The 24,619-nt window shown below is 54.7% G+C and carries 19 protein-coding genes; 4 read left to right on the forward strand and 15 right to left on the reverse strand.

What is annotated here, in order from left to right; all coding sequences use genetic code 11:
- Positions 1-1,023 precede the first annotated feature (1,023 nt).
- From B149_RS18570 to B149_RS0111170, 5 genes are all read right to left on the reverse strand, one after another.
- Positions 1,024-1,296 carry a hypothetical protein gene (locus B149_RS18570; RefSeq protein ID WP_018125240.1) on the reverse strand — a complete coding sequence of 91 codons (273 nt, stop codon included), beginning with the start codon at positions 1,294-1,296 and terminating at the stop codon, positions 1,024-1,026.
- Positions 1,297-1,504: 208 nt separating this feature from the next.
- On the reverse strand, positions 1,505-2,086 hold the full coding sequence (locus B149_RS0111155; RefSeq protein ID WP_018125241.1) for a recombinase family protein: 582 nt from the start codon (positions 2,084-2,086) through the stop codon (positions 1,505-1,507).
- 1,625 nt (positions 2,087-3,711) lie between these two features.
- Positions 3,712-4,461 (reverse strand): class I SAM-dependent methyltransferase, encoded by a 750-nt coding sequence (locus B149_RS0111160; RefSeq protein ID WP_018125242.1) that lies wholly within the window; start codon positions 4,459-4,461, stop codon positions 3,712-3,714.
- 115 nt (positions 4,462-4,576) lie between these two features.
- On the reverse strand, positions 4,577-5,239 hold the full coding sequence (locus B149_RS17055) for a DUF4197 domain-containing protein (RefSeq protein WP_169332917.1): 663 nt from the start codon (positions 5,237-5,239) through the stop codon (positions 4,577-4,579).
- Between the two features lie 107 nt (positions 5,240-5,346).
- Entirely contained in the window at positions 5,347-5,883 is a 537-nt protein-coding gene (locus B149_RS0111170) for an acyloxyacyl hydrolase (protein ID WP_018125244.1), read from the reverse strand.
- A gap of 147 nt (positions 5,884-6,030) precedes the next feature.
- Between B149_RS0111170 and B149_RS0111175 the strand changes: the two genes are divergently transcribed.
- Positions 6,031-6,555: an Hsp20/alpha crystallin family protein gene (locus tag B149_RS0111175; RefSeq protein ID WP_018125245.1), complete on the forward strand. Its 525-nt coding sequence runs from the start codon at positions 6,031-6,033 to the stop codon at positions 6,553-6,555.
- Between the two features lie 66 nt (positions 6,556-6,621).
- On the opposite strand, the gene B149_RS18000 is transcribed toward B149_RS0111175, so the two are convergent.
- Entirely contained in the window at positions 6,622-9,363 is a 2,742-nt protein-coding gene (locus tag B149_RS18000; protein WP_018125246.1) for a transporter substrate-binding domain-containing protein, read from the reverse strand.
- A 247-nt stretch (positions 9,364-9,610) separates the two neighbouring features.
- Between B149_RS18000 and B149_RS0111185 the strand changes: the two genes are divergently transcribed.
- Entirely contained in the window at positions 9,611-10,723 is a 1,113-nt protein-coding gene (locus B149_RS0111185) for an ABC transporter substrate-binding protein (protein WP_018125247.1), read from the forward strand.
- Here the strand turns inward: B149_RS0111185 and B149_RS17065 are convergent.
- The 6 genes from B149_RS17065 to B149_RS0111215 all read right to left on the reverse strand — a co-directional run bounded on the left by B149_RS17065 (position 10,701) and on the right by B149_RS0111215 (position 15,096).
- Complete coding sequence (locus tag B149_RS17065; protein ID WP_018125248.1) at positions 10,701-11,150, reverse strand: hypothetical protein; 450 nt, start codon at positions 11,148-11,150, stop codon at positions 10,701-10,703. The two genes, B149_RS0111185 and B149_RS17065, sit on opposite strands and share 23 nt — an antisense overlap.
- Before the next feature lie 140 nt (positions 11,151-11,290).
- Positions 11,291-12,055, reverse strand: a complete 765-nt coding sequence (locus B149_RS17070) for an OmpA/MotB family protein (protein WP_040372670.1) — start codon at positions 12,053-12,055, stop codon at positions 11,291-11,293.
- 18 nt (positions 12,056-12,073) lie between these two features.
- Positions 12,074-12,832 carry an OmpA/MotB family protein gene (locus B149_RS0111200; protein WP_026167579.1) on the reverse strand — a complete coding sequence of 253 codons (759 nt, stop codon included), beginning with the start codon at positions 12,830-12,832 and terminating at the stop codon, positions 12,074-12,076.
- A gap of 24 nt (positions 12,833-12,856) precedes the next feature.
- Entirely contained in the window at positions 12,857-13,612 is a 756-nt protein-coding gene (locus B149_RS0111205; RefSeq protein ID WP_018125251.1) for a motility protein A, read from the reverse strand.
- 8 nt (positions 13,613-13,620) lie between these two features.
- The gene (locus B149_RS0111210) at positions 13,621-14,736 is read right to left on the reverse strand and encodes a FapA family protein (RefSeq protein WP_018125252.1); all 1,116 of its coding nucleotides are present in this window, start codon (positions 14,734-14,736) and stop codon (positions 13,621-13,623) included.
- A gap of 186 nt (positions 14,737-14,922) precedes the next feature.
- Positions 14,923-15,096, reverse strand: coding sequence for a hypothetical protein (locus B149_RS0111215; RefSeq protein WP_156816811.1), 174 nt, complete (start codon positions 15,094-15,096; stop codon positions 14,923-14,925).
- Positions 15,097-15,477: 381 nt separating this feature from the next.
- On the opposite strand from B149_RS0111215, the gene B149_RS0111220 reads away from it, so the two are divergent.
- Together B149_RS0111220 and B149_RS0111225 are read left to right on the forward strand one after the other, a co-directional pair.
- Positions 15,478-15,855, forward strand: coding sequence for a flagellar protein FlaG (locus B149_RS0111220; RefSeq protein ID WP_169332918.1), 378 nt, complete (start codon positions 15,478-15,480; stop codon positions 15,853-15,855).
- A gap of 72 nt (positions 15,856-15,927) precedes the next feature.
- Positions 15,928-16,194 carry a hypothetical protein gene (locus B149_RS0111225; RefSeq protein ID WP_018125255.1) on the forward strand — a complete coding sequence of 89 codons (267 nt, stop codon included), beginning with the start codon at positions 15,928-15,930 and terminating at the stop codon, positions 16,192-16,194.
- 73 nt (positions 16,195-16,267) lie between these two features.
- Here B149_RS0111225 and B149_RS17075 read toward each other — a convergent pair whose 3' ends face one another.
- From B149_RS17075 to B149_RS0111240, 3 genes are all read right to left on the reverse strand, one after another.
- Positions 16,268-17,041 (reverse strand): DsbA family protein, encoded by a 774-nt coding sequence (locus B149_RS17075; protein ID WP_018125256.1) that lies wholly within the window; start codon positions 17,039-17,041, stop codon positions 16,268-16,270.
- A 65-nt stretch (positions 17,042-17,106) separates the two neighbouring features.
- Positions 17,107-20,697 carry a PEP/pyruvate-binding domain-containing protein gene (locus tag B149_RS0111235; protein WP_018125257.1) on the reverse strand — a complete coding sequence of 1,197 codons (3,591 nt, stop codon included), beginning with the start codon at positions 20,695-20,697 and terminating at the stop codon, positions 17,107-17,109.
- Between the two features lie 180 nt (positions 20,698-20,877).
- The gene (locus B149_RS0111240; protein WP_018125258.1) at positions 20,878-24,579 is read right to left on the reverse strand and encodes a pyruvate carboxylase; all 3,702 of its coding nucleotides are present in this window, start codon (positions 24,577-24,579) and stop codon (positions 20,878-20,880) included.
- Positions 24,580-24,619: the final 40 nt, after the last annotated feature.

Genomic DNA, 24,619 nt, shown 5'->3' on the forward strand with positions numbered 1-24,619 from the left:
AATGTGTCTCCTTCCAAGAGTTTCCTACATCGTAGTCCCCTGCCAGTTCACAGCGGAATGTAGGTGCGTAGTACAGTCCTGCTTTGCGTATAGCTTCACAGGCTACCTCTCTCCCTCTCTTTCACTCTGCTGCTGAGGCTGTTGAGGCTGTTGAGGTGAGTGCGATAAGGAAGTCTGAAGAAGAAAACAACTGAGGCTATTTGTGACGCATGAACAACATAAATCCCGACACAATCAGTCTGTGGAATTGAAAAAAACAGAGGAAGTCACTTTTGTGTGTGAGCACGAATTAATCCCTACTCGATTGGTCGGGAATCGAAAAAAATAGAGGAAGGTACTGTGAAAATACCTATCCTCTACTGAGAAAATATATGTGGTGGTGGGATTGATGGGCTGTAACGACGAATAAGACTTAGCAAGCGAGAGAAAGAGAAAAGAAGGTGACTACCCTCTCTCTATACTGGCAAAGGACGAGTGTTAAGATTTTAACACTTTACTACTACCAAAAGCAGATTAATGCATACACAGAGAGAGAGAGAGAAAACAGTCCTGCGTGAGGCTTCCACATTTGCCTCACAATCAATCCTGTCTCAAATCTGGACTACTAGCTCGTCTAAAGAATCCCAAGGCAACACAGAGCAAATTTGAAGGTTCTACGTTACTGCCCACCTACCTACCATCTCACCGTTGCCGACGTTGCCGTTGCCGCTGCTGTTCTCCCTTTGGTAGTAGTGGGATTGTTTTGGGTAGAGGTAGTAAGGGTACAGATCAGCTACAGAGGGCTAGATAGAGAGGCTAGACAGAGCAACTACGCACACCACTACAGGTATAGAATCTTAATAAGCATAGATAGAGGGTAGAGAGTGAAGGTATAACAGAAGGACAGGACTATACCTACACTTACTGCTATACCTTCACATAGAGACTACACATAGAAACTACACATACACTATACATATAACAGTTTCCTGAGGGTCCCTTTCCTCCTAAGATGAGGGGGCGAAATTATCCGAGTGATTTCAGCTAGTTGCGACGGCCTATAAAAGAGGGCTTTCTTGCTCTACCCTTACGCCCTCTTTTCCCTGTGTAACCCATTGGATTTACTACGTTATCAGCGAAAATCTTGAGTTCACGATCAAGGGCCTTCTGCTGCCACTTCTTCACGGCCTTCCCTTCATCACGAGCCATTGCTTCAACCCAGTAGACTACAGCTCCTGCAACTGAGAAGGGTAGATTCAACTCAGCAAGGACTTCACAGGCGCACTCCCTCCCCTCAGCTACAGCCCACATACCCATGAGACTTTCGAGGATTGGCTGTGTTGGACTTTTGTGTTCGAGGCAGACCCTATGTCGAAAAGGAAATCACAAAAGCTTACAGCGCAAATTTGAAGACAGTTTTCAATGTAAGATCAAATCAAATCTCTGCAACAGCTACGCAGATAGGTACAAAGCTACCACCTTTGCGTTGAATCCCTGACTTATGGTTTAAGTGTAGGACAGTATCCTATCCATTGCTCCTGAGTGCTAAATACAAAGTCTGTCTTGTCACTCCATACTCTTCCGCTAGAGCCTTTTTTGTGGCCCCCTCAGAGAGTCTTTCCCTGATCTTTTGAACCTGATTTGCGGTGAGTTTAGACTTGCGTCCGCAGTGAATACCTTTGCTCTGTGCTTGAGCAATACCTTCTCTCTGCCTTTCTTTAATGATTGATCTCTCGAATTGCGCTACAGCACCTATGGTTTGAAAGTAGAGGGTTTGGGTAGGATTATCCTCACCAGTGAACGTCAATCCCTCTTTGTGGAAGTGAACGTGTACCCCTTTTCCATTCAGGGTATTCACGATCGATTCCAAGTCCTGAAGATTACGGGCCAGACGGTCTATGCTGTGAACGTGGAGAGTATCCCCTTCTCTGACGTACTTCATACACTCTTGAAGCTGAGGCCGCTTTGTATCCTTTGCACTGGCCTTTTCCTCAAAGACCCTATCAAGTTCTACCTTCTCAAGCTGACGTTCGGTGTTCTGTACTACCGTGCTTACCCTGACGTATCCGATGTTCTGGCCTTTCCTTGGGGTGGTAGCGGCGGTCATGTATAGCTCCTCCCTTTTTCTGTCTCTCTTTGTCTGCCTCAGTGAGTGAGTGCGTGCGCGCGTGTGTCTACAAACCTTATAGACTTAAATAGACACCATGTCAAACAATTCAAAAACAGCCTTTCTACACACGGTGAAGACTGCTTTGCCAAGGTCCGACCAGAGAGTAAAGAAAGGTGTAGCTTGTTGGACAGGGTAGAGGGTATTATTATCTAGACAAATCCATAAAATGGAACACTAGATTAAGTTATACCAAGGTCCAAAAAGTAGCTCTCCATTAGACAAGCAACTCCATAAAACTGACACATAGCCACACACAATGTTTATCATTCCTAATTTTTACGCTGTTTTCACTGGACACGACCTCACGACTAGATGTAAAAATCTATCACCTTGTACGATAAATCAACTTAATCAACTACGTCGGGGAGGGGCCAACGTGAAGACAAGCTATTCTCTATACCTATTATTTACTCTGGCCTTCTTTGTGTCAGGATGTGCTACCGCTGAAAAGTTCCAAAAAAACATGGAAACTTGGGTCAACCAACCTGAGTCCAAATTACTATCGCAGTATGGCCCACCACACAGGGTGTATGAATCTGGTGGAGTAAAATATCTTACCTATGCCAACTCCCGAACTGCCGTTATTCCAGGAACAAACCCTAGCTATCAGAGTACAGTTATTGGAAACACAATCTACACGGACTCCTACGGCGGCACTCCTTCTGTCCCAGTGAACTTATCCTGCACCATTACTTTTGAGATTGTGAATGGCTATATCAATCGGGTTACTTGGCGTGGAAATAATTGTGTGGCTGAATAGAATCATGAAACACTTTCAAATGTCGAACGCTCATTGCTATGCACTAAAAAATAACACTAGCAATTTTATTGCGTGACAGCAAAAGTTGCAGCTTAATAGGCAGGACAGGTAAGCAAGTTTGGATCACTATATTCTTCAGGTGATTATCCTACGCAGCACATTAACCAATTTAGTGCCGTGAGGTGCATAGTCAAAGCATACAAGTAGCCCAAAGAGGAGAAGACGTAGAACGCATAGGGCTGCAGACATTTTGCCTCGCGGCCTCTGAAAATGGTAAGGGATCTTGCAGTTTATTTTTCTTTTAGGAAAAAAGAGACCCTATGGGGGAATGAGCCCTACTCATCATTTCGTACATGCCCTCTCAGATATTTTTGAGCATTTTATCCAAGGCCCCTAGACATGGTGCTACCTGATACTTGCCAACTCCCGCCCAAATATCTTACACAGGACTTGCACAATTTGAGGCTGATACGCGGAAAAGGCGAACAAGCCGACCTGCTCATAGCCCTTTGAAATCGTGTACGAATTACCTTCAAATGAGGTAGGTACGAAAGGGCAAATGTCCTCTTCCCCCCGCCTCCACCAGAAGGACACTTCCTACCACCATTTCAGAGCGTTATCAGAGCAGGAGCAATCCTGCTCTTTTCGCGTATCCATCACTTACACACTTCTTACACACGCCATGTACGTGTGGTGAAAGGTGGACAAGTCTTATGGGTACTGTCGGTGTCGGTGCGTGAGATGGGACGAGGCAGCGGTCTGTTTGCAGCAAGCATACTCCGGTGCGGTTCACGCTCTCCAGCTACAGCTTTCGGGCCACATAGACACCGTAACCGTAAAAGTCGCTGTACTGTTCGTACAGGGCGATCTCTTGCATTTCCATCGCGACAACCTTCTTGGCAGATTCACTGTAATCATGCCGCTCAAGAAAGGCATCGAAGTTGGCTGCCAATGGCTGATAGTAATTCTCGGTCCAGCAACTCCTGGGAAGGACAAAGAATCCCTCCAAGCTGTAGCCGTGCCTTTCGAGCACTTCGATCTTGGCCGAAGCAGGAGCAATTTCAGGGTACTCACTTTCCCAATATGATTGCAGCTCGGCTGGCCGGTCCCCGGTAAGCCACGTGATCTCGGAGACAACCAGCTTTCCGCCAGTTTTCAAGAAAGGACGCCAAGCCGCCACGCCTGCCTCAAAACCCATGTTGTAAACGGCCCCCTCGGACCAGATTACGTCAAACTGGTCCTGCGAAAACGCAAGAGCGTCCATGGAGCAGTTCAAAGTGGTGATGCTTCCTTCAACGCCCTCTCTTTTTGCCTTCTCCTGCAATTCCTCCAGAAATTCCGGCAGAAAATCAACGGCAACGATATTGGCATTCAGCGTCTGAGCAAGCTGAATGGTGGACGCACCCGTGCCACATCCTATATCCGCAACGTTTAGAGGTTTTGCGCTATCAAGCCCGGCAAGGGACAGAGCCAGCCTTGTTTCAGCCTCCCCTCCCGGGCCCTGCCTCAATCCCTTTCGGTGCAGATCCACCAGCAAAGAGAGTTCGTCCATATCAACAATCCTTACACGCTGTTTCGCAACAGACCTCCGGCTCGCATCCTACGATGAAACCGGAGGTCATTTTTTGAAATAATGCCAGATGGGAACCGACCCAAGGGCGGCTTTCCTACCTGCCGAACACTTTCTTGAGAATCTCGGAAGTCCGCGCGACAGGGTCCTTGCGGATACTGCGCTCCTCTCGCTCCATTATCAGGAACAGGCCATCCATGGCTTCCTCGGTCACATATCCCTGAAGGTCAACACCGCTCCCGCCGAAACCGGCCATGCGGGCTGCCGAAGTCATTTGGGAATAGTATCGCGTGACATTGACCGAGTCCATGGCCTCGGAAACGATGGGCCGTATACGCTCTCTCAACCCGTCCGAGGCATTACGCCTGAAGAAGTCGGTCGCGGCCGTATCGTCACCCTCAAGAATGCCCCGTGCATCCTTGAAGCTCATATCCTTCACCGTCTGCTTGAAGATATCCAGCGTTTCGGGAACAGCCCTCTCCGCAGCGCGGTTCATGCTCTTGACGAATGAATCGGCAAGCTCCTCCTGGCCTGCAAGCCGCAATGCACTCTCGACTGTGCCGAGACTTTCCGGCATCGGGATTCGGACTTCCGGATTATCAAGGTATCCCCTCTTTTGCCCGAGGAAATCCACCGACGCCTTTGCCGCTTTTTCCAGCGCGGCGCGAAGCCCCTGTACAATCTCTGAGCGGCTCAGATCACTGCCTGCAGCCCCTTTATCCGAGGTGGAGTCCTCGTAAAGATCCGTCGCCTTGTCCATGACATCCGCCCATCCGGCGAAGGACGGTTGAACAAAAGCACAGACGCAAAACAAAAGGATTGCAATACCGAGCATTTTTTTCATGGAACGCTCCCGGTAAAAGGATGTTAAAATCTGTAGCCAACGCGAAGCCCGAGGGTGTCGAGTCCCTCATTGGCGGCGCCTGTTCCGGCATTGGAATAATGTTCCACCTGCAAGGATATATTGTAGTTCTCGTTCAGGCGGTACCCCAAGGCGGCTCCAAGACGGAACAGGACATCCGACCCCATGGATTTCCGATCCGGGTCATCCGTAACGTTTCTTCCGTCATGCAATGCACCGCCGAGATTGGCGTCCACAAAATAATTATCGAGGAAATCCCACTCCCAGGTGAATCCTCCGTAATAAAAGGAAGTATTCCCTTCAGTATTGACCGTCGCCCCGACATGAGGGCGGGGAGACCAAAGAGATTGGAGGATATCTGGAGCCTCGAACAACACTTCGGCGTTCAGATCGACACCATCCTCGCGGTTGAAGCTGACGAAGTCGATATCATGGGAGTAGATTCCGCCACGCACCTCGGAAACCGGTCCCTGAGCGTTAGCCAGCACCGGGAGTAGCGAAAGGACAAGTGCCGCCACGATTTGTTTTATGCAGTTCCTCATTTTATCTCCTTACGCACACACCCACATCCCGTCAACTTGAGCTGAACGACATTATTGTTTGAATCTGCTCCAGCCTTCCCCATTGACAAAAAGGCAATCCTTTTTATTGGTAAATGTGAAGACACACCAAACCCAAGGAGGGAGTCAATGGATATGACGAAGCTCAATCCGTGGAACTGGTTGAAAAAGGAAGAAGAGCAGGAACAGTCCATGCCAGCCCGCACAAGCGAGGTGGAACCGCATACCTCCAACCCTCTCAAAAGCCTGCATGATGAGGTGGACCGACTGTTCGACTCCGCTTTCCGGGGGTTCAACCGCCACTCCTTCTTCGGAGGAAGCGACGTGTTCAAGCCCAAAGTGGATATCGTCGGTTCCGAAAAGGACTACACCGTCACCGTGGAACTGCCGGGCATTGATGAGCAGGATGTGAAGATTGATCTGATGGGAAACAATCTGGTCATCAAGGGCGAGAAAAAACAGGAAGAAAAGACTGAAGAAGAAGGATACTATCGCGTTGAAAGGCGTTACGGCTCTTTCCAGCGCGTACTGGACCTTCCGGACGACGCCGACCGTGAAGGCGTCAAGGCCAATTTCAAAAACGGCATTCTGACCGTGACCATGCCTCGGCTGAAGGTCGAGCACCATGAAAAGAAAAGTATTCCCATCGAATAACTCTCGCAGCAAAAAAAGCCCCGGCTCTGCCGGGGCTTTTTTAATACCTCAAACCAACACGGTCTTTCAGTGCAGCAGGGACCTGACACGGGCTATTTCGAGTAACAGGGAGTCCTTGTCCACGGGCTTGGCTATATATCCGTTCATGCCGACCCGAATGAACTCTTCCTTGTCCCCCTTCATGGCGTGCGCCGTCATGGCGATGATGGGCACCTCATGGTCCAGAACATCGCTGCTCTCGTCGCGAATGATGCTCGTGGCCGACATTCCATCCATCACGGGCATCTGGATGTCCATGAGAATGCAGTGATACCTCTCGCTCTGGAGCCGTTCCACTGCTTCCTGACCGTTTGTTGCCACCTGCACCACAAATCCTTCCTTCTCCAGCAGACGTTTGGCCATGAAGCTATTCACGCGCTCGTCCTCCACCACGAGAATCCTGATACCCTCTTCCGGGGCAGAGGAAGCCGGTTCCTGCTCGGACTGCATGTCTTCCTCTTCAACGGCGCTTCGATGCGCAGGCTTGACGTTCACCGTGAAGAACACATCCGTGCCCTGCCCCATGCGGCTTGAAATGCAGATATTACCGCCCATGAGCGTCACCAGCTTGCGCACGATGCCAAGCCCGAGCCCGGCTCCCTGATAGCGCCGCGAGTACGACCCGTCCACTTGGGAAAAGGCTCTGAAAACCACATCGAGCATACTGTCGGGTATTCCCATGCCTGTGTCGGACACACGGAAGAAGATACGTGCCGAGCCGTCGGGTGCGCGCCTCTTGAGTGAATAGGCTTCAAACGTAATCTGCCCATGGTTCGTAAATTTGAGCGCGTTGCCGATCAGGTTGATCAGGATCTGGCGAATCCGCCCCGCGTCGCCCACAAACGTAGCGGGACGATCGTCCACGGTCTCCCAGTCGAGGAATACACCCTTGTCTCCGGCCTGCTGCCTGAAAACGCTGCCGACATCATTGAGCAGTTCGGCAAGGTCGAACACGTCCTCCTCTATTTCGAGCTTCCCGGCGTCCACCTTGGAGAAGTCAAGAATATCGCTGAGAACGCGCAACAGGCTTTTGCAGGAGGAGAGGGCCGTATTGATGTATTCGCCCTGTTCATTGTTCAACTCGGTGGATTTAATGAGCTGAAGCATACCCATCACACCGTTCAGGGGCGTGCGGATTTCGTGGCTCATGTTGGCAAGGAACTCACCCTTGGCCGTATTGGCGCTCTCCGCCGCCTCCTTGGCAAGAATGACCTCACGCTCCATGCGCTTTCTTTCGGTGATATCGAACGTAAGCAGGATAACCACCTGCCGACCATCAATCCAGTTGGACGAAGCCGCCTTGTTCAGGACAAACTCCTTGTGGCCGCTTACGAAGTCCTCCCAGCGCGTCTGCCGCGCACTTGTACTTGCTTCCTGTATGTGCCCTTTCCATCGTTCAATAAGCTCTTTGGCTCCGTCCTCGCCATGGGACAGAGTCAGCATACGTTTATTGAGGAAAAGCGGTTCCCGGGTAGCAGGGTCGATGACCGATATCCCTGCTTCAATGGAATCGAAAATGTATATGAGGGTCTGGTTCAGCCTCTTCAACTCTTCCTCGGCCTGCTTACGCTCCGAGATATCGGTGATAAACGCAAAGGAGTGAGGCGGTCCCCCTTCAGCCATTTCAAGCGTAGCGGCACTGACGATACTCTGGAGCACGGAGCCGTCGCTGCGGCGGAAGCTCAGTTCGTAGACCCGCTCGTTCTGGACGGTAATCAGTTCCACCTGATCGTAATAACGATCCACATCGGAAGGCTCCACGAAGTCCTCAAAGTTGCGTCCGAGCATCTCGCTGCGATCATAGCCGAGCATTTCCGTAAGTTTGCGGTTCACATCCACTGTACGATGGTTGTCGTCCACCAGCCAGTATCCTTCGGAAGCACTTTCAATGAGTTTGCGATGCATTTTTTCGCTTTCAACAAGCGCCTCCTCCGCACGGCTGCACTCCTGAAGACGGCTTTGCAACTCACGTTTCTTTCGCATCAGCATTCGCGAGAGCACTATGACCGCAGCGAGCAGGCACAGTCCGACACCGACTCCGACCACGATATACCAACCGTACGCCGCCCAGACATCCAGAGGCCGCTTAGCAACCTCGCCGGTCACTCCGAACCATTTGTCATATATCTGGTCGTACTCGCCGGATTCCTTGATGATGGACATGCCCTCATTAATGCGGGCCAGGAGCATGGGTTCGTCGCGGTTCACTGCAATGCAGTATTTCCTCGGTTCGATGGGCGCACCAACGGATGAAAGCGTTGTCAGCCCGAGTTTGCGGACCAGATATTCACCCTGAAGCTTCACCAACAACGCGCAATCATGCCTGCCCGAAGCCAGAAGCCGCAGGGCATCCTCCTGATTGGCCACGGAAATAATCGCTCCCGCGATATCCCGGCTGATCAGATAATCGTGCATGATATCGCCGAGCTGGACAACGATCTCCTTGCCGACGACATCGTCGAGACTGTGGATTTCAGAGCCTTCACGTACGAAAATGGCGTGGGAAAGAACCAACTGGGGGGTGGAAAAGTTGACGAGACGGTTACGGGATTTGGAGTAGAACATCCCGGTCACGCCATCGACGCGACGGCTTTCCAGCTCTTTGCGAACCTGACTCCATTGGTCGAGTTCAATACGGATATCCAGATCCATCACCCTGGCAATTGCCTTGATGATGTCGATATTGAACCCTCTTGGCAGTCCGTCCTCGTCTAAAAATTCATACGGGGGATACTGCTCATCCCCTTTGAACAGATAGGACTTCGCCATTGACGGCCCTGCGAGTGCAACACAGGCGAATGCGAGCGCCACCGCAAAAAGAAATCGGCCATGAAATCGAGTACGCAAGGGTTACCGCCCATCTTCGTGTAAATACACCTGAAACGTTAGCAACTAGAGCACAATTGACCAACAATTGCAATCGGACATCTCACGACAATAATTGCAAAATGACCTCATTTGAAGCTAACTTGGTATATATGGAGCCAGTTTTTCATTCTTTAAGGGGAAGATGTTGATGGTCCGCTTGCCCAAAGTCCTTTTTCTCATGCTGATGACCTTTCTCGCAGGCTGCGGAGAAAGCGAGTTCAGAATAGGCTTTTCCGCCCCATTGAGCGGACACTACGCGGAAATGGGCAGACAGGGAGAGATGGGGGTTCTGTTGGCAGTGGAGACCCTCAACGCCCGTGGAGGCATCATGGGGCGCCCGGTCAAACTCATCGTGCGCGACGACGAAGGGACGCGCTCCGGCGCGGTCAAGGCGGACATGGAACTTGCGGAAGCGGATGTATGCGCCATCATCGGGCACATGACAAGCTCCGTTGCCATGGCCACCCTGCCGCTCATGAAACAACACGGCATACCCTACATCTCCCCCACCGTATCAACACCCCACCTGACCGGGATCAAGGACCTGTTCTTCAGGGTTCAACCGGAGAACACGGAGTGGGCAGCAGGACTGTCCACCTTCCTCTTCACCCATACGGACGTGCGCAGTCTCCTGCTTGCGGAAGACATCGACAATTCCGACTATACCTTCACGGTCAACGATGCCATTGCCACGAGCTTCCAAAACGATGACGGCAAGATAATCGGACGGATGCAGTTTTCAGCTCGGGACAACCACTGGATCAAACAGCTCATCCACGGCGTTGAGCGAACTCGTCCCGACGCCGTGGTTCTGGCCGCGTCAGCACACGATTTCGCAGAATTCGCCAAGGCGTTCAGGCCACGCTTTCCAGACACGATGCTTGTCATGAGTTCATGGGCCGTTACCCCCGGCATGATCAAGCAGGCAGGACAGGCGGCCGAAGGAGTCATCTCGGCAATAAGCTACACGGATGACAACAGCCACCCGGATTTTCTGGATTTCGTAAAGCGTTTCAAGAAAAGGTTCGGCATTCGGCCCGGCTTTGCGGCGGCGCGGGCCTACGATGCAATGCTCGTGGTGGCTACCGGTCTGGAAAAAGCCGGGGGAGACCCTGACGCCCTGCCCCGCAACCTCGCTCCCATGCTGAAGGTTCCCGGCGTTACGGGAACCTTCGATCTTGACGAGTACGGGGACGTCAAACGCCCCGTTTACATTCTTAAAGTCGAGAACGGGCGGTTCAGGACTCTTGAGATGCCTTGACTGAAGGCAGGTCTTCTCCTTCCATACCGCGTTCAAGCAGCATGTCGGCCAGAGCCTGATACTTGGAACCGTGCACCTCCGGCAGACAGTCATCGGACATCAGCGCCCAGATGAATCGTGCAATATTGGAATTGCAAACGGAAGTATGGGAGTTGTGCACGCTCGCCAGCTTGCCTTCAAGCATCGGACGAAAGGCGACATCACCGGTAAAATCGAACACGACATCGATGGACATGCCCATCTCCACCAGCTCATCCACGTCCACTATCTCAATGCCGTTTTCCCGCGCCAACAGCTTGCCCGCCGTATCGTCGGGTTCTATGACACAGCGGATGCCGATACGTTCGTCCTGCTTGTCCAGAAGCTGTTCCAGAAATGCGGTTCCAACCCTGCCGAGCCCCACGATGGCGAGGTTGTGGTCTTTCATGAATCCCCCCATGGTATCGAGCCCGCGTTACCGAGGTGTCCCGCCTTGGTGTGCGGCAGCACGCTGCAGGCCCGTACAGGCTGATAGCAAAGAAACGGCAGCACAGTAAAGGCAGCTTGTATGGAAAGATCGGTAGATGGCTACCAGGTACGATAATTGTCGGGAAGAATGAAAAAATCCACACGCCGGTTAATGCGGCGGTTGGCTTCGGTGGTACTGGGAAGGATTGGTTTTGCGCTGGCGTATCCCACGGCTTTGAGCCGGTCCGGATCAAGGCCCGAGTGTTCGACGATCCAGCGCAGACATGCGGCCGCCCTTGCCGCGGAAAGCTCCCAATTGGAACGGAAGACCCCGGAAGTAGGTCTTTCCCCGTCCGTATGCCCGCGAATCACGCAATTATAGGATTCGCGCTCCTGCAACACCTCGATGACGCCGCCAAGAATACGTTCGGCCTCCGACCGGTTGAGCTCGGCGGACCCTTTCGGAAACAGCGCTGAGTTGCTCACACGGAACATCACACCGGATTTTTCGTTGCTGACTCTTGCGGTCTTTGTCAGGTCCTTGGCCCGTATGTACTCTTTGAGACGCACGCCTATCTCGACAAGTTGCCGGTTCTCGGCCTTCCTGTCCTCGAATGTGAGCTTGGTTTGTGCATAGGGAATGTTTGTGACCATTTCGTCCTTCTGCACACCCATGGACTCCTGAATGGCACCCATGAGAATCTTGAAGTTCTTGATGTCCTGCGTGGTAAAGGAAAGAAGAAGAACGAAAAAGCACAGCAACAACGTGACCATGTCGGCAAAAGTCGCCATCCACGGCGGAATCCCCTCCTCCGGTGGAGGCGGTTCAGGGGCCTTTCTGGCCGGAGCAGGCTGCTGGGCCTGAGGATTCTTGTCGGATGCCATGATGTCTGTATAGGCCCGCTACCAGGCATCCCGCTGCGGCATGTGCAGGTAGAATTCCACGCGCTGGTTTTTGAGCCTGTTTTCCTTGCTGTCGTTCGGCACGGCAGGGCGCGTATCCGCGTACCCCACGGCCTTGGCCCTGTTGATCGGGAAATTGCCGTTTTTCAGAATGTAGTCCAGTGCAACCGCAGCCCGTGCCGCGGAAAGCTCCCAGTTGGACGGATACATGCCGCCTGTCACCGGCACATCATCGGTATGACCACGAACCACCAGATTCAGCCGGTAATCCTTGAGAAGCTTGATTATCTTATCCAGAACGTCTCCGGCATCGGATCGAAGGCGAGACGAATTCGGTTCGAATAGACGGCTTGCTCTCGTGTTGAAAATGACCCCGTCACGGTCAGAGGTCACGCCCATGCCCTTCTTTAACTCACCGTCGTCATCCTCGAAAAGCGACTTGATGCGCATGATCACGCCAAGCAACAACCGTTCGTCCTGATTGATCCTCGATATGGCCTTCTGCGCCTTCTTCGAGGTGCTGAACATGGCCATGTCTTCAGACTTGGCGCGCACTTCCTGAACACCGAAGGCATCCTTAAGGGAACCGAGCGCGTCACGGAATTTCTCGACATTCTGGTTGGCAAACGAGAGCAGCAGCACAAAAAAGCACAGCAGCAGCGTCATCATGTCGGCGAAGGTCGCCATCCATGGTGGTAGCCCCTCATCCGGCGGAGGCGGCTGCGCTTTCTTTCTTGCTTCGCCCGCTTCATCGGACATGCAAACAGACTCCCGAAGAAATGGTTATGCACTCTCGTCGCGAAGCGCCGGAGAGAGAAAGGCCTGAAGCTTTTCCTTCACCACCGAAGGATGGTCGCCCTTCTGAATGGACGAAACCCCTTCCATCATGATCTGCATGAACAGGGCCTCTTCCTCCGAGCGGTCCTCAAGCTTCTTCGCAAGAGGCAGGAAGATGACGTTGGCAAGCACCGCGCCGTAGAACGTGGTCAACAGCGCAACGGCCATTGCCGGACCGATGGTCGAAGGGTCTTCGAGGTTTTGCAGCATGTTCACGAGACCGATGAGTGTCCCGATCATCCCGAAAGCCGGGGCCATGGTGCCAAGCCCCTTGAAAACACCCTGCCCGGTGCGGTGTCGTTGTTTCATGAAGTCCAGCTCAATCTCCATGACGGACCGCACAAGCTGTTCGCTTGAGCCGTCCACGACCAGCATGACGCCTTTCTTGAGGTACGGGTCCTCGATGTTCACCTTTTCCAGTGCCACGAGGCTCTCACGGCGAGCCTTGTCCGCGAGTTCGGCAATGGTCTGGATGATATCGTTGGGGTCCGGCGGCGCAAAAAGAACCGTCTTGAGGCCGACCTTGAACGTCCCGATGACGACCTTGAGCGGAAACATGACGAAAACCGAGGCGAACGTACCGCCAATGACGACGACCACAGAGGGGATATCCACGAATCCGCCGGGGTTCCCGCCGAGAATGATGGTCGTCACGATAAGGCCAAAACCGCCGACAATGCCGATAAGAGTTGCAATATCCATAGAGTCGCTTACTTGATGGCGGCTGGATCGCCGATTTTCACTTCACCGTCTTTGTAATAGAAAAAGACGTCTTCAAGATCTTCCTGCACCTTATGATAGGCTGGGCCGATACTGATCTCAACGCCTGACCTCACCCGCCCCGGGACCATCACCTTGCATTCGTGAAGCTTTTCAGTCCTGCGCACCCCTTCCCAGAGTCGGGCGCGCTTGGCCATGCATTCACGAATCTGCTTTTCGGTTTCCTCAAGCTTCGGGGCATGATCCTTGGCGGGAAAGCCACCCTTTTCGATCTGATTCCTGCTGTGCTTTGCGTCGGCCCGGAGTCGCTTCAGCCGTGCATGCAGATTGGTATCCACAAAAAGCATCATGGGATGATACCCGAGCAGGATGGACATGTCCGCATCCAGCCCGCCGCCGAGCTGCTCCCCTACATAGACATACTTGTGGCAATAAACCTCGCTGCCCTGCATTCGACCGCCGACGGCAAGCCGTTCGCCGCAAAAGACCTTGCTGTGCATGATGGAACCGCGAACCAGAACGTTTCGCTTGCTCTTGAGGGTGGCCATTTCGCAAAAAGACAGCTTCATGTCGCCGCCGGATTCAAGAAAGGCGCGCCCCTGTCCTTTGACGCCGCCACGGCACAAGAGCTGATCATGCGTCCTTACAGTCGCCCCTTCCAACTGCCCCTGGATGTCGATATCCTTGGCATGGACGTCGAATCCGGCACGGATGGAACCATAGACATTCAAGGAGCCGACAAAACGGATATTGCCGGTATTGAAGTCGAGATCACGCCGAACGTTCAGGGTCTGCTTTACGGTAATCCGCCCGTCCATGTAGAGAACGTAGCCGTTGACGGCGGCATAGAGCTTTTCCGGCTGACTTCGCCTCAGGCCAGTCCCTCTGCCGGCAGGGAACACGCCTTCTTCCAGAACAAATCGTTCTTCCAGCTGCTTGGCCTCTTCCTCGGAGACTTCCACGAGCTCGGCAAGCAACTGTCCCTCCACCACGTTCTGGACGTAGTCGAGCTGATAATGATCCACACTCCCATCCTCGTGCTTTCGGGGCTGAAGACGGGTGTAGTCGAAATCAGGGTCGAAATGATGCTTCAGAAAGAACGGCATTGGCCCCTAGTCGTCTTGAGAACAGGTTGCAGTATTGTTCAGAGATGTAATTATCAAAGACTATTTGAATTCCCCCATTTCGTCAACGGCTTGCACCGACGACAACGCCAGCGACCAAAATCCAATCGCCTGTAATAAAAAGAAAAACCGGATCACTCCGGTTTTTCATGCACTCCACGTTTCAAACTATCGTTCGGACGGGAAATAAAGATGCACACTGGATCGTGTCAGGAATTCCTCATAATGGTTGGCTTTTTTCATTTCCTTATCAAATTGCCACTTTCTGCTCTCTTGCATCTGCTGGTAGGTAAACAGTGCACCGAAGCCGGAGAGCAGTATAATCATCAGCATCAGTCTCAATGCCATACCTCCGGTACAATTTGCCCGCCCTGCTGACTAGCAAAAAGCATTCCCGAAGTCCCAAAAAGTCGAAACCAACGACCTTCAACATTCAGGTTATTAAAATCAATAAAAGAAGCATCTTAAATTTTCTCTAGAAAAACTCTAATACCATTCGACGCCTTATAGGTCATTCTTCTGGACTTCATGAGGCAGCTTTTTCCACCACAGATGGCCGATTGGCGGCACCTTGCGGGCCGGACATAATCTCTGCCGAATGAAAAAAGCGATTCGGTTGTATACATCGACATCACAACCTAAAGAACAGCAGGCTTGCAGCCGATAAGGTGTACAAGGAAAACCTGTAATGGGTTATTCATGTTTAACCAGGGAGGGAAGATCATGAATATCCCGGAATTGAACAACACCATCGGTACCGGGAACTCTCGCGAGGGGGGCGCTGCCCACCCGCGCACTGAGACGGAAAAGGCAACCTCTAGTCCCCGTACAGCGACAAGGACAGACGCTGCGGGAGAGCGGAAACAGCCTGAACTGAGCAAAGACGAAGCAATCAAGCTCGCCGGCGAAATCCAGAGCAAGCTACAGGAAGGCAACGTCAACGTAGCCTTCAAGGTGGATGAAAATCTGGATACAGTTCAGATCGAACTTCGCGACGATGCGGGGAATGTCGTCCGCAAGATTCCGAGCGACGACTTTCTGAAGCTGTCGAAGAATATTCGAGAAGGAAGACCTACCGGCTTCCTGAACCGCTCATACTGATTCCTGAACCTCGGCCACTTGCTTTTCTCCCTCCGATGCTGCATCATGTTGGTGCAACATCGGAGGTCTGCCATGTCCGACATCAGTTTATCGAACAACAGCGTTCAGGCCATGGGCTACGATTCCCAGATCAGGCCGATCGAACTGGAATCCACGTTCATGCAGGCGGAGGGTGCGGAGATCGATACCGCACGGACCAAGACGGACTCCCCTGACGTGGAAGTTGCTCCGAGGAATACGGGGGAGCACGTGGATACCACGAACGATCCCAACACCCGGCGACTCAACGCCATGTTCATGGAAACCGGCGTGGGGTCCATTACCGAGCGTTTGGCCTGACGAGTTTTCACACAACGCAATAATCCTCCTGACGGCTTTGCCGTCAGGGGGATTTCTTTTCCTGTGATTCAGACTATTCGCAGTCCGTGCAAATATTCTGAACTTCTTCCACTATCTCGATAACCTTGCGCAGCTGCTCTTCCGGCACCGCTCCTTCGACCTTTACGCCGTTGACAAAGAACGTCGGCGTACCGCTAACGCCGAATCCGGCGCCTTCTTCGGAATCCGCCCTGACGCGGGCCTTGAGCTCGTCACTCATCATGTCCTTCTTGAGTTGCTGCGCATCAATGCCCAGTTCCTCGACAATCTCCATGACCACCGGCTCGCCCTTCTCAAAAATCTGCTGCTGTACTTCGAAAAGGCGTTCACCAAATTCCCAGGCCTTTTCCCGATCCTGCTCGGCGACGGCTTCATACATGAGCGCCAGCCGATACGCGTTCTGATTTCTGGGAGAATGTTTGAACACGACGCGAACCTTGCCGTCCGATTCTTCAACGATCTTGTTTACGGTCCTCGCGCCCTTGGAACAGTATGGGCAAAGGAAATCGGAATATTCCACGATGGTGATCGGAGCATTCGGATTGCCGAGAAACGGCCTGTCATCAGATATTTCAGGACTCACCGGATCAGCCGCCTGCATCCGCCACTGGTCAACCCTTTGCAAAAGGCGACGCTCCTTGGCACCCTCTTCCACAAGTTCCAGAAGCGCCATCTTGTCCTGCTTCAGGGCTTCAAGAACAAGAGACGGATTATCCCGAATGGTCTGTTCAACGGTCTTTTTGGAGGCGGTGGCGCAACCGGCAAGCAGCACGCCCACAGCAAGCACCATTACGAAACGAAGCTTCATATGTATCTCTCCCAAAAGAAAAGCGGCCCCGGAGAAACCGGAGCCGCTTGTTTTCTATTCGATTGCTACCACTTCTGTTCTCGCTGCTTGGCAAGGGCGGCTTCCTGCTCTTCCCAAGTGGTGAAACCAGCGTGACGCAGTGCGTCTTCCACGGTGTGGCTCCAGTCCCAGGATGCGTAGATCACCGGCTTGTGGAACATGCCGCGGAACTTCTGCATTTCCTGGCGGTAGAACTCTTCTTTCTGCGTCTCGATGTTGTCGCGCAGCTGTTCGCTGAAACGGTCGAGTTCGCCTTCATACCATTCCATGAAGTCGTCGGGAGTTTTGTAGCGCTTGAGAATGTGGCTGTAGCCATTTTCGTCAAGCAGCTTTCTCAGACGGTTCATGTGCTGGGTAGAGAGCCACTTGCCCAGATCGCGGGTCGGGATGTTCTCGGCCTCCAGCTTGGCGACGTCTTCCTTGGTCTGGTGATAGGTATCCGGGACTACCGAAGCGGAAACGATACCGGCGATGGAGACGAGGCCGCGCAGGATGAGGCTGTTGGAAACGCCCTGCCCGCAGAAGCCGACCTTCTTGCCATATTTCTGCCCTGCAAAGATGGTGGACAGGATTGCCCAGACCACTGCGGGATCTTCTTCATCGTAGATGTGCTGCAGACGCGAATTGTCGCGGTCCGTTGCCAGCACCATCTGGGTCATGTCATTGGAGCCGATGGAGAAGCCGTCAACTTCTTTCAGGAATTCCTTGCAGAGCACGGCGTTTGCCGGAATCTCGGACATGAGGATGACCTTGAGGCCGTCCTTGCCGGATTCCAGATTGTGCACCTGCTTGAGGTAACGCTTCATGCTGCGGGCTTCTTCGAGGTTGCGGACGAACGGGAACATGATGTGCAGGTTCTTTCCGCCGAACATGCCGCGCGCCAGCTTGAAGGCTTCCAGTTCCCAGTCGTGGATATCGCGGGAAACACCGCGGTAACCCATCATGGGGTTGTCTTCATGCCCTTCGAAGAGCGAGCCGCCCACGAGGTTGCGGTACTCGTTGGTCTTGAAGTCGGTGGTGCGGTAGACGATGTCCTTTCCGTAGAAGGCCATGGCGAAGAGAGCCAGTCCCTGTGCCAGTGTCTGGATGTAGTTTTCCTTGCCGGTGCGGTATCCGCGAGACTCAAGCAGCTTGCGGATGCGTTCGGAAAGGGTTTTCACCTCGTCCATTTCGGACTTGAGGCCCATCTTGAGCGCCACTTCGCGACGCAGCTCAGCCACCTTGTTGATGTAGCCGGTAACTTCGGGGTCGTTGGCAACCTGTTCCACGGTACGCTTGACGTCATCCTTGTGGTCGCGCCATGCCTGCCACGCTTCAGTGTCGCGCTGATCCGGAGCACCGTCGAGAAGGTCGGTGTAGCCGAGAATGACGGCAACGTGAGCTTCAAGGTCCACGGAGGTCTTGAGCACGTCGAGTCGCTCGGTAGCCATCTCGATGTGGGTGTCGAGCTTCTTGTCCAGTTCGCGAAGCTTGCGATGCAGCGCCAACACTTCGTCGGTGCCGCGGGCTCCTTCCTGATCGGAGAGGGAATCCATCTTCTGGGTCAGGCCGGTGATGCGGCCCACGTATTCGCGCAGCTTCAGCGGCAGCGCGATGAGGCCGTCCGCCAGCTGCTCTTTCATGACCTTGGTCAGGCGAGCGTCCATTTCGGCGAGTTGCTTGCTGACGAGATCATTGAGGGTATCATTGTCGTATGCTTCGAGCGCCATCGGATGAACGCCGATGTTGCCAAGCATGAACTCGGCACGCAGCAGGCCGACCTCGAAGTCAGGCACGTTGCGCAGGCGGGAGAGGAACAGAGCCTGTCCCACGTCGGCCAGGATCAGGCCGATCTTGGTCTTGGTCTCGGGAAGCGCGCTGATGTCGATTTCGCCGCCGACCTCCTCAAGGGGAAGCTGGCCGCGGTAGACCTTGCCGCTGGAACCGTCCACGGTTATTTCCTGCCCTTCGAGAGAGCGCAGGACTTCGAGACGCTGCAGGCCGATGATCGCTGGAATGCCCAGCTCACGGGAAGTGATGGCCGCGTGACTGGTATCGCCGCCAACGTCGGCGAGAATGGCGGAGGCGATGCGCATACCCGGCACCATATCCGGGTCGGTGCGTTCGGCCGCGAGGATGTCGCCCTTGTTCACCTTGTTCAGCTCAAGAGCGGAACGCAGGAACTTGACCACGCCCTGCCCCGCACCACGGGACGCGCCATTGCCTTCGAGGATGACTTCCGCGCCGACCTTGGCTTTCTTGTCCACTTCGAGGCGCCGCATGAATATCTTGTGCGGATGCTGCTCGAATTCTTCGTTCCAACGGGTCTCCGGACGAGCCTGCACGAACCACAGACGGTCCGAAGCGTCGATGCAGAACTCGGTGTCCATGATCATGCCGCCGTAGGCCTGAGAGATGTTGCGCACGCCGCGCGCCACTTCCTCGGCCTGGGCAATGGACAGGGACCAGCGGAAGACGTCGTTTGCGGGCACCTTCACGCTGTTGGTTCCGGAGCCGTCTTCCTTGTAGACGATCTTCTTTTCCTTGCATCCCATGTAGCGCACGACGACTTCGTTGCCGCCTTCGCGCTGGAACACGTAAAACTTGTCGGGGGTGACCATGCCGCCCACGACCGCTTCGCCGAGGCCGTAACTGGCATCAATGGAAACGAGGTCATTGCGGTCGGTTCCGCGGCAGCCGGTGGCGGTGTCGGCGCTGAACGCGGTACCGGAGATCACCGGATTGATCATGCGCATGATGCACACGGAAAGGGAGGTGTGCTCAATGGCCCACTCTTCCTTGGCCTTTTCGGCAATGGAATCGTCACCGGTACGCTCCGCGGTCATGATCGCATCGAGGATGGCCTCGCGGCGATAGGTCATGGAACGCAGGTTGTACGCGGAAGAGCAATCCCAGTGATAGGCTTCAAGGCAGGACTCCTCGCCCACGATGTTCAGGTAGGTATCCTGAAGCCCGGCGAACGCTTTCTTGCGGCTGTCCTCGCCTGCTGCGGAGGAACGCACGGCAACAGGAACGTCATCCAGTCCCGCTTCCTTGCAAATGGAAGAATACGCGCCGCGGACTTCCTTCTTGACGTCCTCGGGCACCTCAACGGAGAGGATCGCGGTCTGCACGAGCACGGAGCGCTTGCGCAGCTGGTCGATACCTTCAGGAGAGGTGGCAAAGCCCTCGACCACGTTATTGATGAACGTTCTGAGCTTGATGGGGGTTCCGCTATGAGTCTCCGTGGCTTCGCGCACCTTGGCGCCGAGCCTGCGGACGAACTTCTGGAGGAATTCGGAATCCTTGTTCGTATCGTCGGACGCCCAGTCGATGGCGTTGTACTCTTTATCCACGATAGACCGGACAAGAGAGGCGTGCACCTTGGTCTCGTCCAGGATCTTGTGGAAACAGATGGATGAAATGGCTCTGAACTCCGGAGCCCGGATGCCCTCAACCTGACTGATAATGGCGGTATTATAGTTCTTGCCACCCACCAACAGTTCGGCTTCTTCACCGATACCGGCAATATCCGCACCGGTGAGCACCATTTTCTGTTTCAACTTGTCCACTCCGGCCTCACTCTTCTTTTTATTCTTGGCCGGAGCCTTGGCCGCAGGCTTCTGGGTCTTCCCCATTTTTTTCCTCCTGACTCATGCCCGAACCAACATTCAGGCAAGTCATACCATGTAATTGAAGGGTTACGAAACGCACAAATCGTAAATCAGCTCAGAATATATGCCTACAAGCTGCAGGCACGTTCCGTCAATAATTCCCGCAGGAAAAATCACATGGCGCGTGCCTGCAGCGATGCATAGCTACAATTTCTGTCCGCAAGAGGGACAGAACCTGCAATCGGCGATGGGAACCGCTTCCTTGCAGGTGGGGCAATTGTCTGCGGGCGGGCCGAGCTCCACGAGCAGTTCGCCTTCCACCACGGGGACCATTTTCCTGTCTTCCTCGTAGTTTGCGGCCTTGAGAACGCGCTTCACCACGCCGTCAATAGGCGCGTAAACCGACTTCTCCTGCTTCATGACGGAGATGTTGAATATCTCCTCCCCTGCCTTTACCGCATCCCCCGGCCTCACGTGCATGACCCAGAGGTCGCCGTTGCACGGGGAACCGATGTGGTTCTCGTTGCCGGCCTCGGCCATCTCGATGGCGTCCTTGTCGGAGCCGACGGGCTCGGCCACCTTTACCTGATGGCTGACGTTCTCGGAGTCCAGCATGTAGCGCACGAGGCACATGCCGTTCTCGTCAGGCTCCGGAATGTCGATGATGCGCATCATATGGGGCTTCTTGCAGTCGCCCTGGAAGTGCAGCACCTCGCCCTTCTCCAGACCCTCGAACCAAACGTCCAGAGGCAGATTGTTGATATTGCCGTATTTTTCGCAGAAGTCGATGGTGTTGATCGCATCGCCCGGATGGTTCAGATACATCACGAACTCTTCGGGTGACGGGAACCGGCCCAGACGCTCCTGAAGCGTGGCTTCTTCAGCCTTCACATCCAGATCAGGCAGGGTCTTGAGCGGCGAATCTTCGGTACGACTGTTGAGTGCCTTTTCCCAGTTTTTGCCGAACGCGGACTGATAGACCCAATCCGGCGGGAATCCCAGCGGGAGCTTGCCGTAACGGCCAAGCAGAAGCTGACGGAAGGCGTCGTTGGAATCACGGTACAGGTCGAGACGCGCGTCGCGCTCATGGTACGTGAGTTCCTCTTCATCGCAGAGGTTCACGATGTCCAGGATATTCAGCAGCCTGCGCACTTCCACCTCGCCGCCGCGCTTGAACGCGCCGGTGACGGCAAGGAAGGCGGTGTTCCAGGTGATCTGCGAGCCCGGAGTGACGTCGTGGTACCGCACGATCTTACGGGTTCCTTCAAGGAATTTGAGCATGTAGGGCAGCAGCTTGATGTAGCCCTGCTTCATGGCGCCTTCCTGCGAGGAGGAGGTTGCGCCACCGGGCATTCCATGGCGAACCACGTCGTGGTCAATGCCCTGGAAGTAGGGAGCCGTGTACTTGTCGTAATACGGCATCACCTGCTTGAGCACGAAGTTGCAGGTACGGATAGCGTCCTTGTCCAGATTCGTCTTGAGGCCGACTTCGTCCTCGATGTAGCTCGCGGTGGAAAGGACTTCGCCCTGACCGTACCAGCGTACGGAGGAACCGATGGCCACGTCCACGATATGCGCACCGGCATCGGCGGCCGCGCCCATGCTCGGCACGAAAAGACCGTCGGTGTAGTGGCGGTGCGAATGCAGGACAAGCTCGGGATACTTCTGGCGGATCGTGCCGATAAGTTCGCGCATGAAACGCGGCGGGCAGACTCCGGCCATGTCCTTGAGGCCGAGGATGATCATCTTCTCGGCCTGCTTTTTGGAAACCCCGGCCACGTCGGCGCACATGCTGATGATCTCGTCGGTCACCGTCAGGTAGCGGTCCACGCCGAAACCCTTGGCCCAGGACAGAGAGATGGCGGGTTCGAAGATGGCGGTGTCGGAAGACAGCGCCACTTCGGCAAACGGCCGCATGTTCTCAACATGGTTGAGGAAGTCGAAGCAACGAACGACGTCGTAGTGCTCGTTGATCATCTCGCCGGTCATCCGCATCACGTTCTTGGGCTGCGGCTTGTAGCCGAGCACGTTGGTGGAGCGGATGAGGATCTGCTTGAGGGTATCCGGGGCGAACTGGTTCCACTTGCGCCCTTCAGTGAAGGGATAGGTCATGTTCGCGAGCATGGCCACGTGGAAATGTGCGCCGCCGCCGTTCTCCAGCGAGAAGAAACCGCACTTGTCGAGGTACGGTCCCACCAGCTTATCCTCGGCCAGCCGGAAACGGTTGCCCGAGTTGGACTGGGTGATGTCGCGGGTGGTGGTGTCCGTCATATGCACGATGCCCGCCGCACGGTCTTCGCGCAGGCGGTCGAGAATCGTGTCGCGCCGCATGCCGCGCTTGAACCGGGCTTCGAAGCCGGTCACCGGAAGGTCCGGCAACACGGGGTCGAAGCGTCCGAGGCGCTTGTCTTCACGGCCGCGGTACTCGCCCAGCTTGACGTAGGGGTTATAGCCCTTGGCGGAAATCTCGGCCACAAGACGCGAGAGCCGCAGGGAATCCGGTTCGCGGTCGGAGTAGTCCATCAGCTCCGCGCGGTTCTGGCGCACGAAGTTGGTGTCATAGTCTCCGGCGATGAATCCGGGATGCTTGGTAATCTTGCGGTGGAACGGGATAGTGGTCTTCACGCCGCTGATCATGTATTCACGCAGCGCGCGCTGGGTCAGCTTGACGACCTTGTTCCAGGACCTGCCGTACGTGATGAGTAGCGAGGCCGCCGAATCGTAGCGGGACGGGAAGCGGTACCCGTCACAGATGCAGGAGTCGATTCGAACGCCCTGACCACCCGGAGACACGTAACGCGAGATGCGGCCGGCATTGGGAGCGAAGTCCTTCTGCGGATCCTCGCAGTTGATGCGGCACTGCATGGCCCACTGGAACGGCTTGGCGTTTTCTTCGTTGAGGCGCAGTTCCGAGCCGAAGGAAACGGCGATCTGCTCTTCCACGAGGTCGATGCCGTAGCGGCATTCGGTGATGCCGTGCTCCACCTGAAGGCGGGTGTTGACCTCGATGAGGTACGGCGTACCCTTCTGGTCCACGAGGAACTCGACCGTTGCAAGGGAGTGGTATCCCACTGCGGACACGAGCCTTCTGGAGTATTCCTTCAGCTTTTCGCGAAGCTTTTCGTTGTACACCGGCCACGGGGACGGAGTGATTTCAACCAGCTTCTGGTGATTGCGCTGCACGGAGCAATCGCGCTCGTCAAAGGCGAACACGTTGCCGAACTGGTCCGAGATGACCTGAATCTCGATGTGCCGGATGGAGGTCAGCAGCTTTTCCACATACAGGCGCGGGTTGCCGAACGATGCCTGAGCAAGCGCAGATGCCTTGGAGAACGCGCTCTCAAGCTGCGATTCCTCGTAGACCTCGTAAATGCCGCGGCCACCGCCGCCGCCCTCGGCCTTGAGCATGATGGGAAAGCCGATCTCCTTAGCGAGTTCGCGGGCTTCCGGAATGGAAACCGCCCCTTCGGACCCCGGAACCACCGGCACGCCGACCTCCTGGGCCAGCTTGCGCACCGCGACCTTGTTGCCGAGGATGCGCATGGGTTCCTGTTCGGGACCGATGAAGATGATGCCCGCTTCCTTGCAGCGTTTGGGAAAACTGTCGTCCTCGGCACCGAATCCCCAGCCGGGATGGATGGCCACGATGTCACGCGCTTTCGCCTCGCGGATAATCCTGTCGAGGTCGAGATATGCGCGGGGATCGGGCCCCAGCAGCATGAGTTCGTTGGCGCCGGATGTGGCGGGAGAAGTCTTGTCGACATCGGTTGCGGTCATGACCGCGACCGCGTCGAACACTTCCGAGATGGAGCGGCAGATTCGGCGGGCCGGGATGCCCCGGTTCGCCACCAGTATCCGCTTGCCCCGGACCTCTTCGAGTACCTGCTCAAAGGATTTGGGCTGCATGCTTTCTCTACTCTCCTTCCTGAGACCGTGCGCGCCCGGA

Origin of the sequence: Desulfovibrio oxyclinae DSM 11498, from assembly GCF_000375485.1 — a bacterium.
GTDB classification, from domain to species: Bacteria; Desulfobacterota; Desulfovibrionia; order Desulfovibrionales; family Desulfovibrionaceae; genus Pseudodesulfovibrio; species Pseudodesulfovibrio oxyclinae.

What these genes read in the sequence shown, in the direction of transcription:
- B149_RS18570 (WP_018125240.1), bottom strand. Translation starts at nt 1,296, where the DNA reads ATGGGTATGTGGGCTGTAGCTGAGGGGAGGGAGTGCGCCTGTGAAGTC.
- B149_RS0111155 (WP_018125241.1), bottom strand. Translation starts at nt 2,086, where the DNA reads ATGACCGCCGCTACCACCCCAAGGAAAGGCCAGAACATCGGATACGTC.
- B149_RS0111160 (WP_018125242.1), bottom strand. Translation starts at nt 4,461, where the DNA reads ATGGACGAACTCTCTTTGCTGGTGGATCTGCACCGAAAGGGATTGAGG.
- B149_RS17055 (WP_169332917.1), bottom strand. Translation starts at nt 5,239, where the DNA reads ATGGACAAGGCGACGGATCTTTACGAGGACTCCACCTCGGATAAAGGG.
- B149_RS0111170 (WP_018125244.1), bottom strand. Translation starts at nt 5,883, where the DNA reads ATGAGGAACTGCATAAAACAAATCGTGGCGGCACTTGTCCTTTCGCTA.
- B149_RS0111175 (WP_018125245.1), top strand. Translation starts at nt 6,031, where the DNA reads ATGGATATGACGAAGCTCAATCCGTGGAACTGGTTGAAAAAGGAAGAA.
- B149_RS18000 (WP_018125246.1), bottom strand. Translation starts at nt 9,363, where the DNA reads ATGGCGAAGTCCTATCTGTTCAAAGGGGATGAGCAGTATCCCCCGTAT.
- B149_RS0111185 (WP_018125247.1), top strand. Translation starts at nt 9,611, where the DNA reads ATGGTCCGCTTGCCCAAAGTCCTTTTTCTCATGCTGATGACCTTTCTC.
- B149_RS17065 (WP_018125248.1), bottom strand. Translation starts at nt 11,150, where the DNA reads ATGAAAGACCACAACCTCGCCATCGTGGGGCTCGGCAGGGTTGGAACC.
- B149_RS17070 (WP_040372670.1), bottom strand. Translation starts at nt 12,055, where the DNA reads ATGGCATCCGACAAGAATCCTCAGGCCCAGCAGCCTGCTCCGGCCAGA.
- B149_RS0111200 (WP_026167579.1), bottom strand. Translation starts at nt 12,832, where the DNA reads ATGTCCGATGAAGCGGGCGAAGCAAGAAAGAAAGCGCAGCCGCCTCCG.
- B149_RS0111205 (WP_018125251.1), bottom strand. Translation starts at nt 13,612, where the DNA reads ATGGATATTGCAACTCTTATCGGCATTGTCGGCGGTTTTGGCCTTATC.
- B149_RS0111210 (WP_018125252.1), bottom strand. Translation starts at nt 14,736, where the DNA reads ATGCCGTTCTTTCTGAAGCATCATTTCGACCCTGATTTCGACTACACC.
- B149_RS0111220 (WP_169332918.1), top strand. Translation starts at nt 15,478, where the DNA reads ATGAATATCCCGGAATTGAACAACACCATCGGTACCGGGAACTCTCGC.
- B149_RS0111225 (WP_018125255.1), top strand. Translation starts at nt 15,928, where the DNA reads ATGTCCGACATCAGTTTATCGAACAACAGCGTTCAGGCCATGGGCTAC.
- B149_RS17075 (WP_018125256.1), bottom strand. Translation starts at nt 17,041, where the DNA reads ATGAAGCTTCGTTTCGTAATGGTGCTTGCTGTGGGCGTGCTGCTTGCC.
- B149_RS0111235 (WP_018125257.1), bottom strand. Translation starts at nt 20,697, where the DNA reads ATGGGGAAGACCCAGAAGCCTGCGGCCAAGGCTCCGGCCAAGAATAAA.
- B149_RS0111240 (WP_018125258.1), bottom strand. Translation starts at nt 24,579, where the DNA reads ATGCAGCCCAAATCCTTTGAGCAGGTACTCGAAGAGGTCCGGGGCAAG.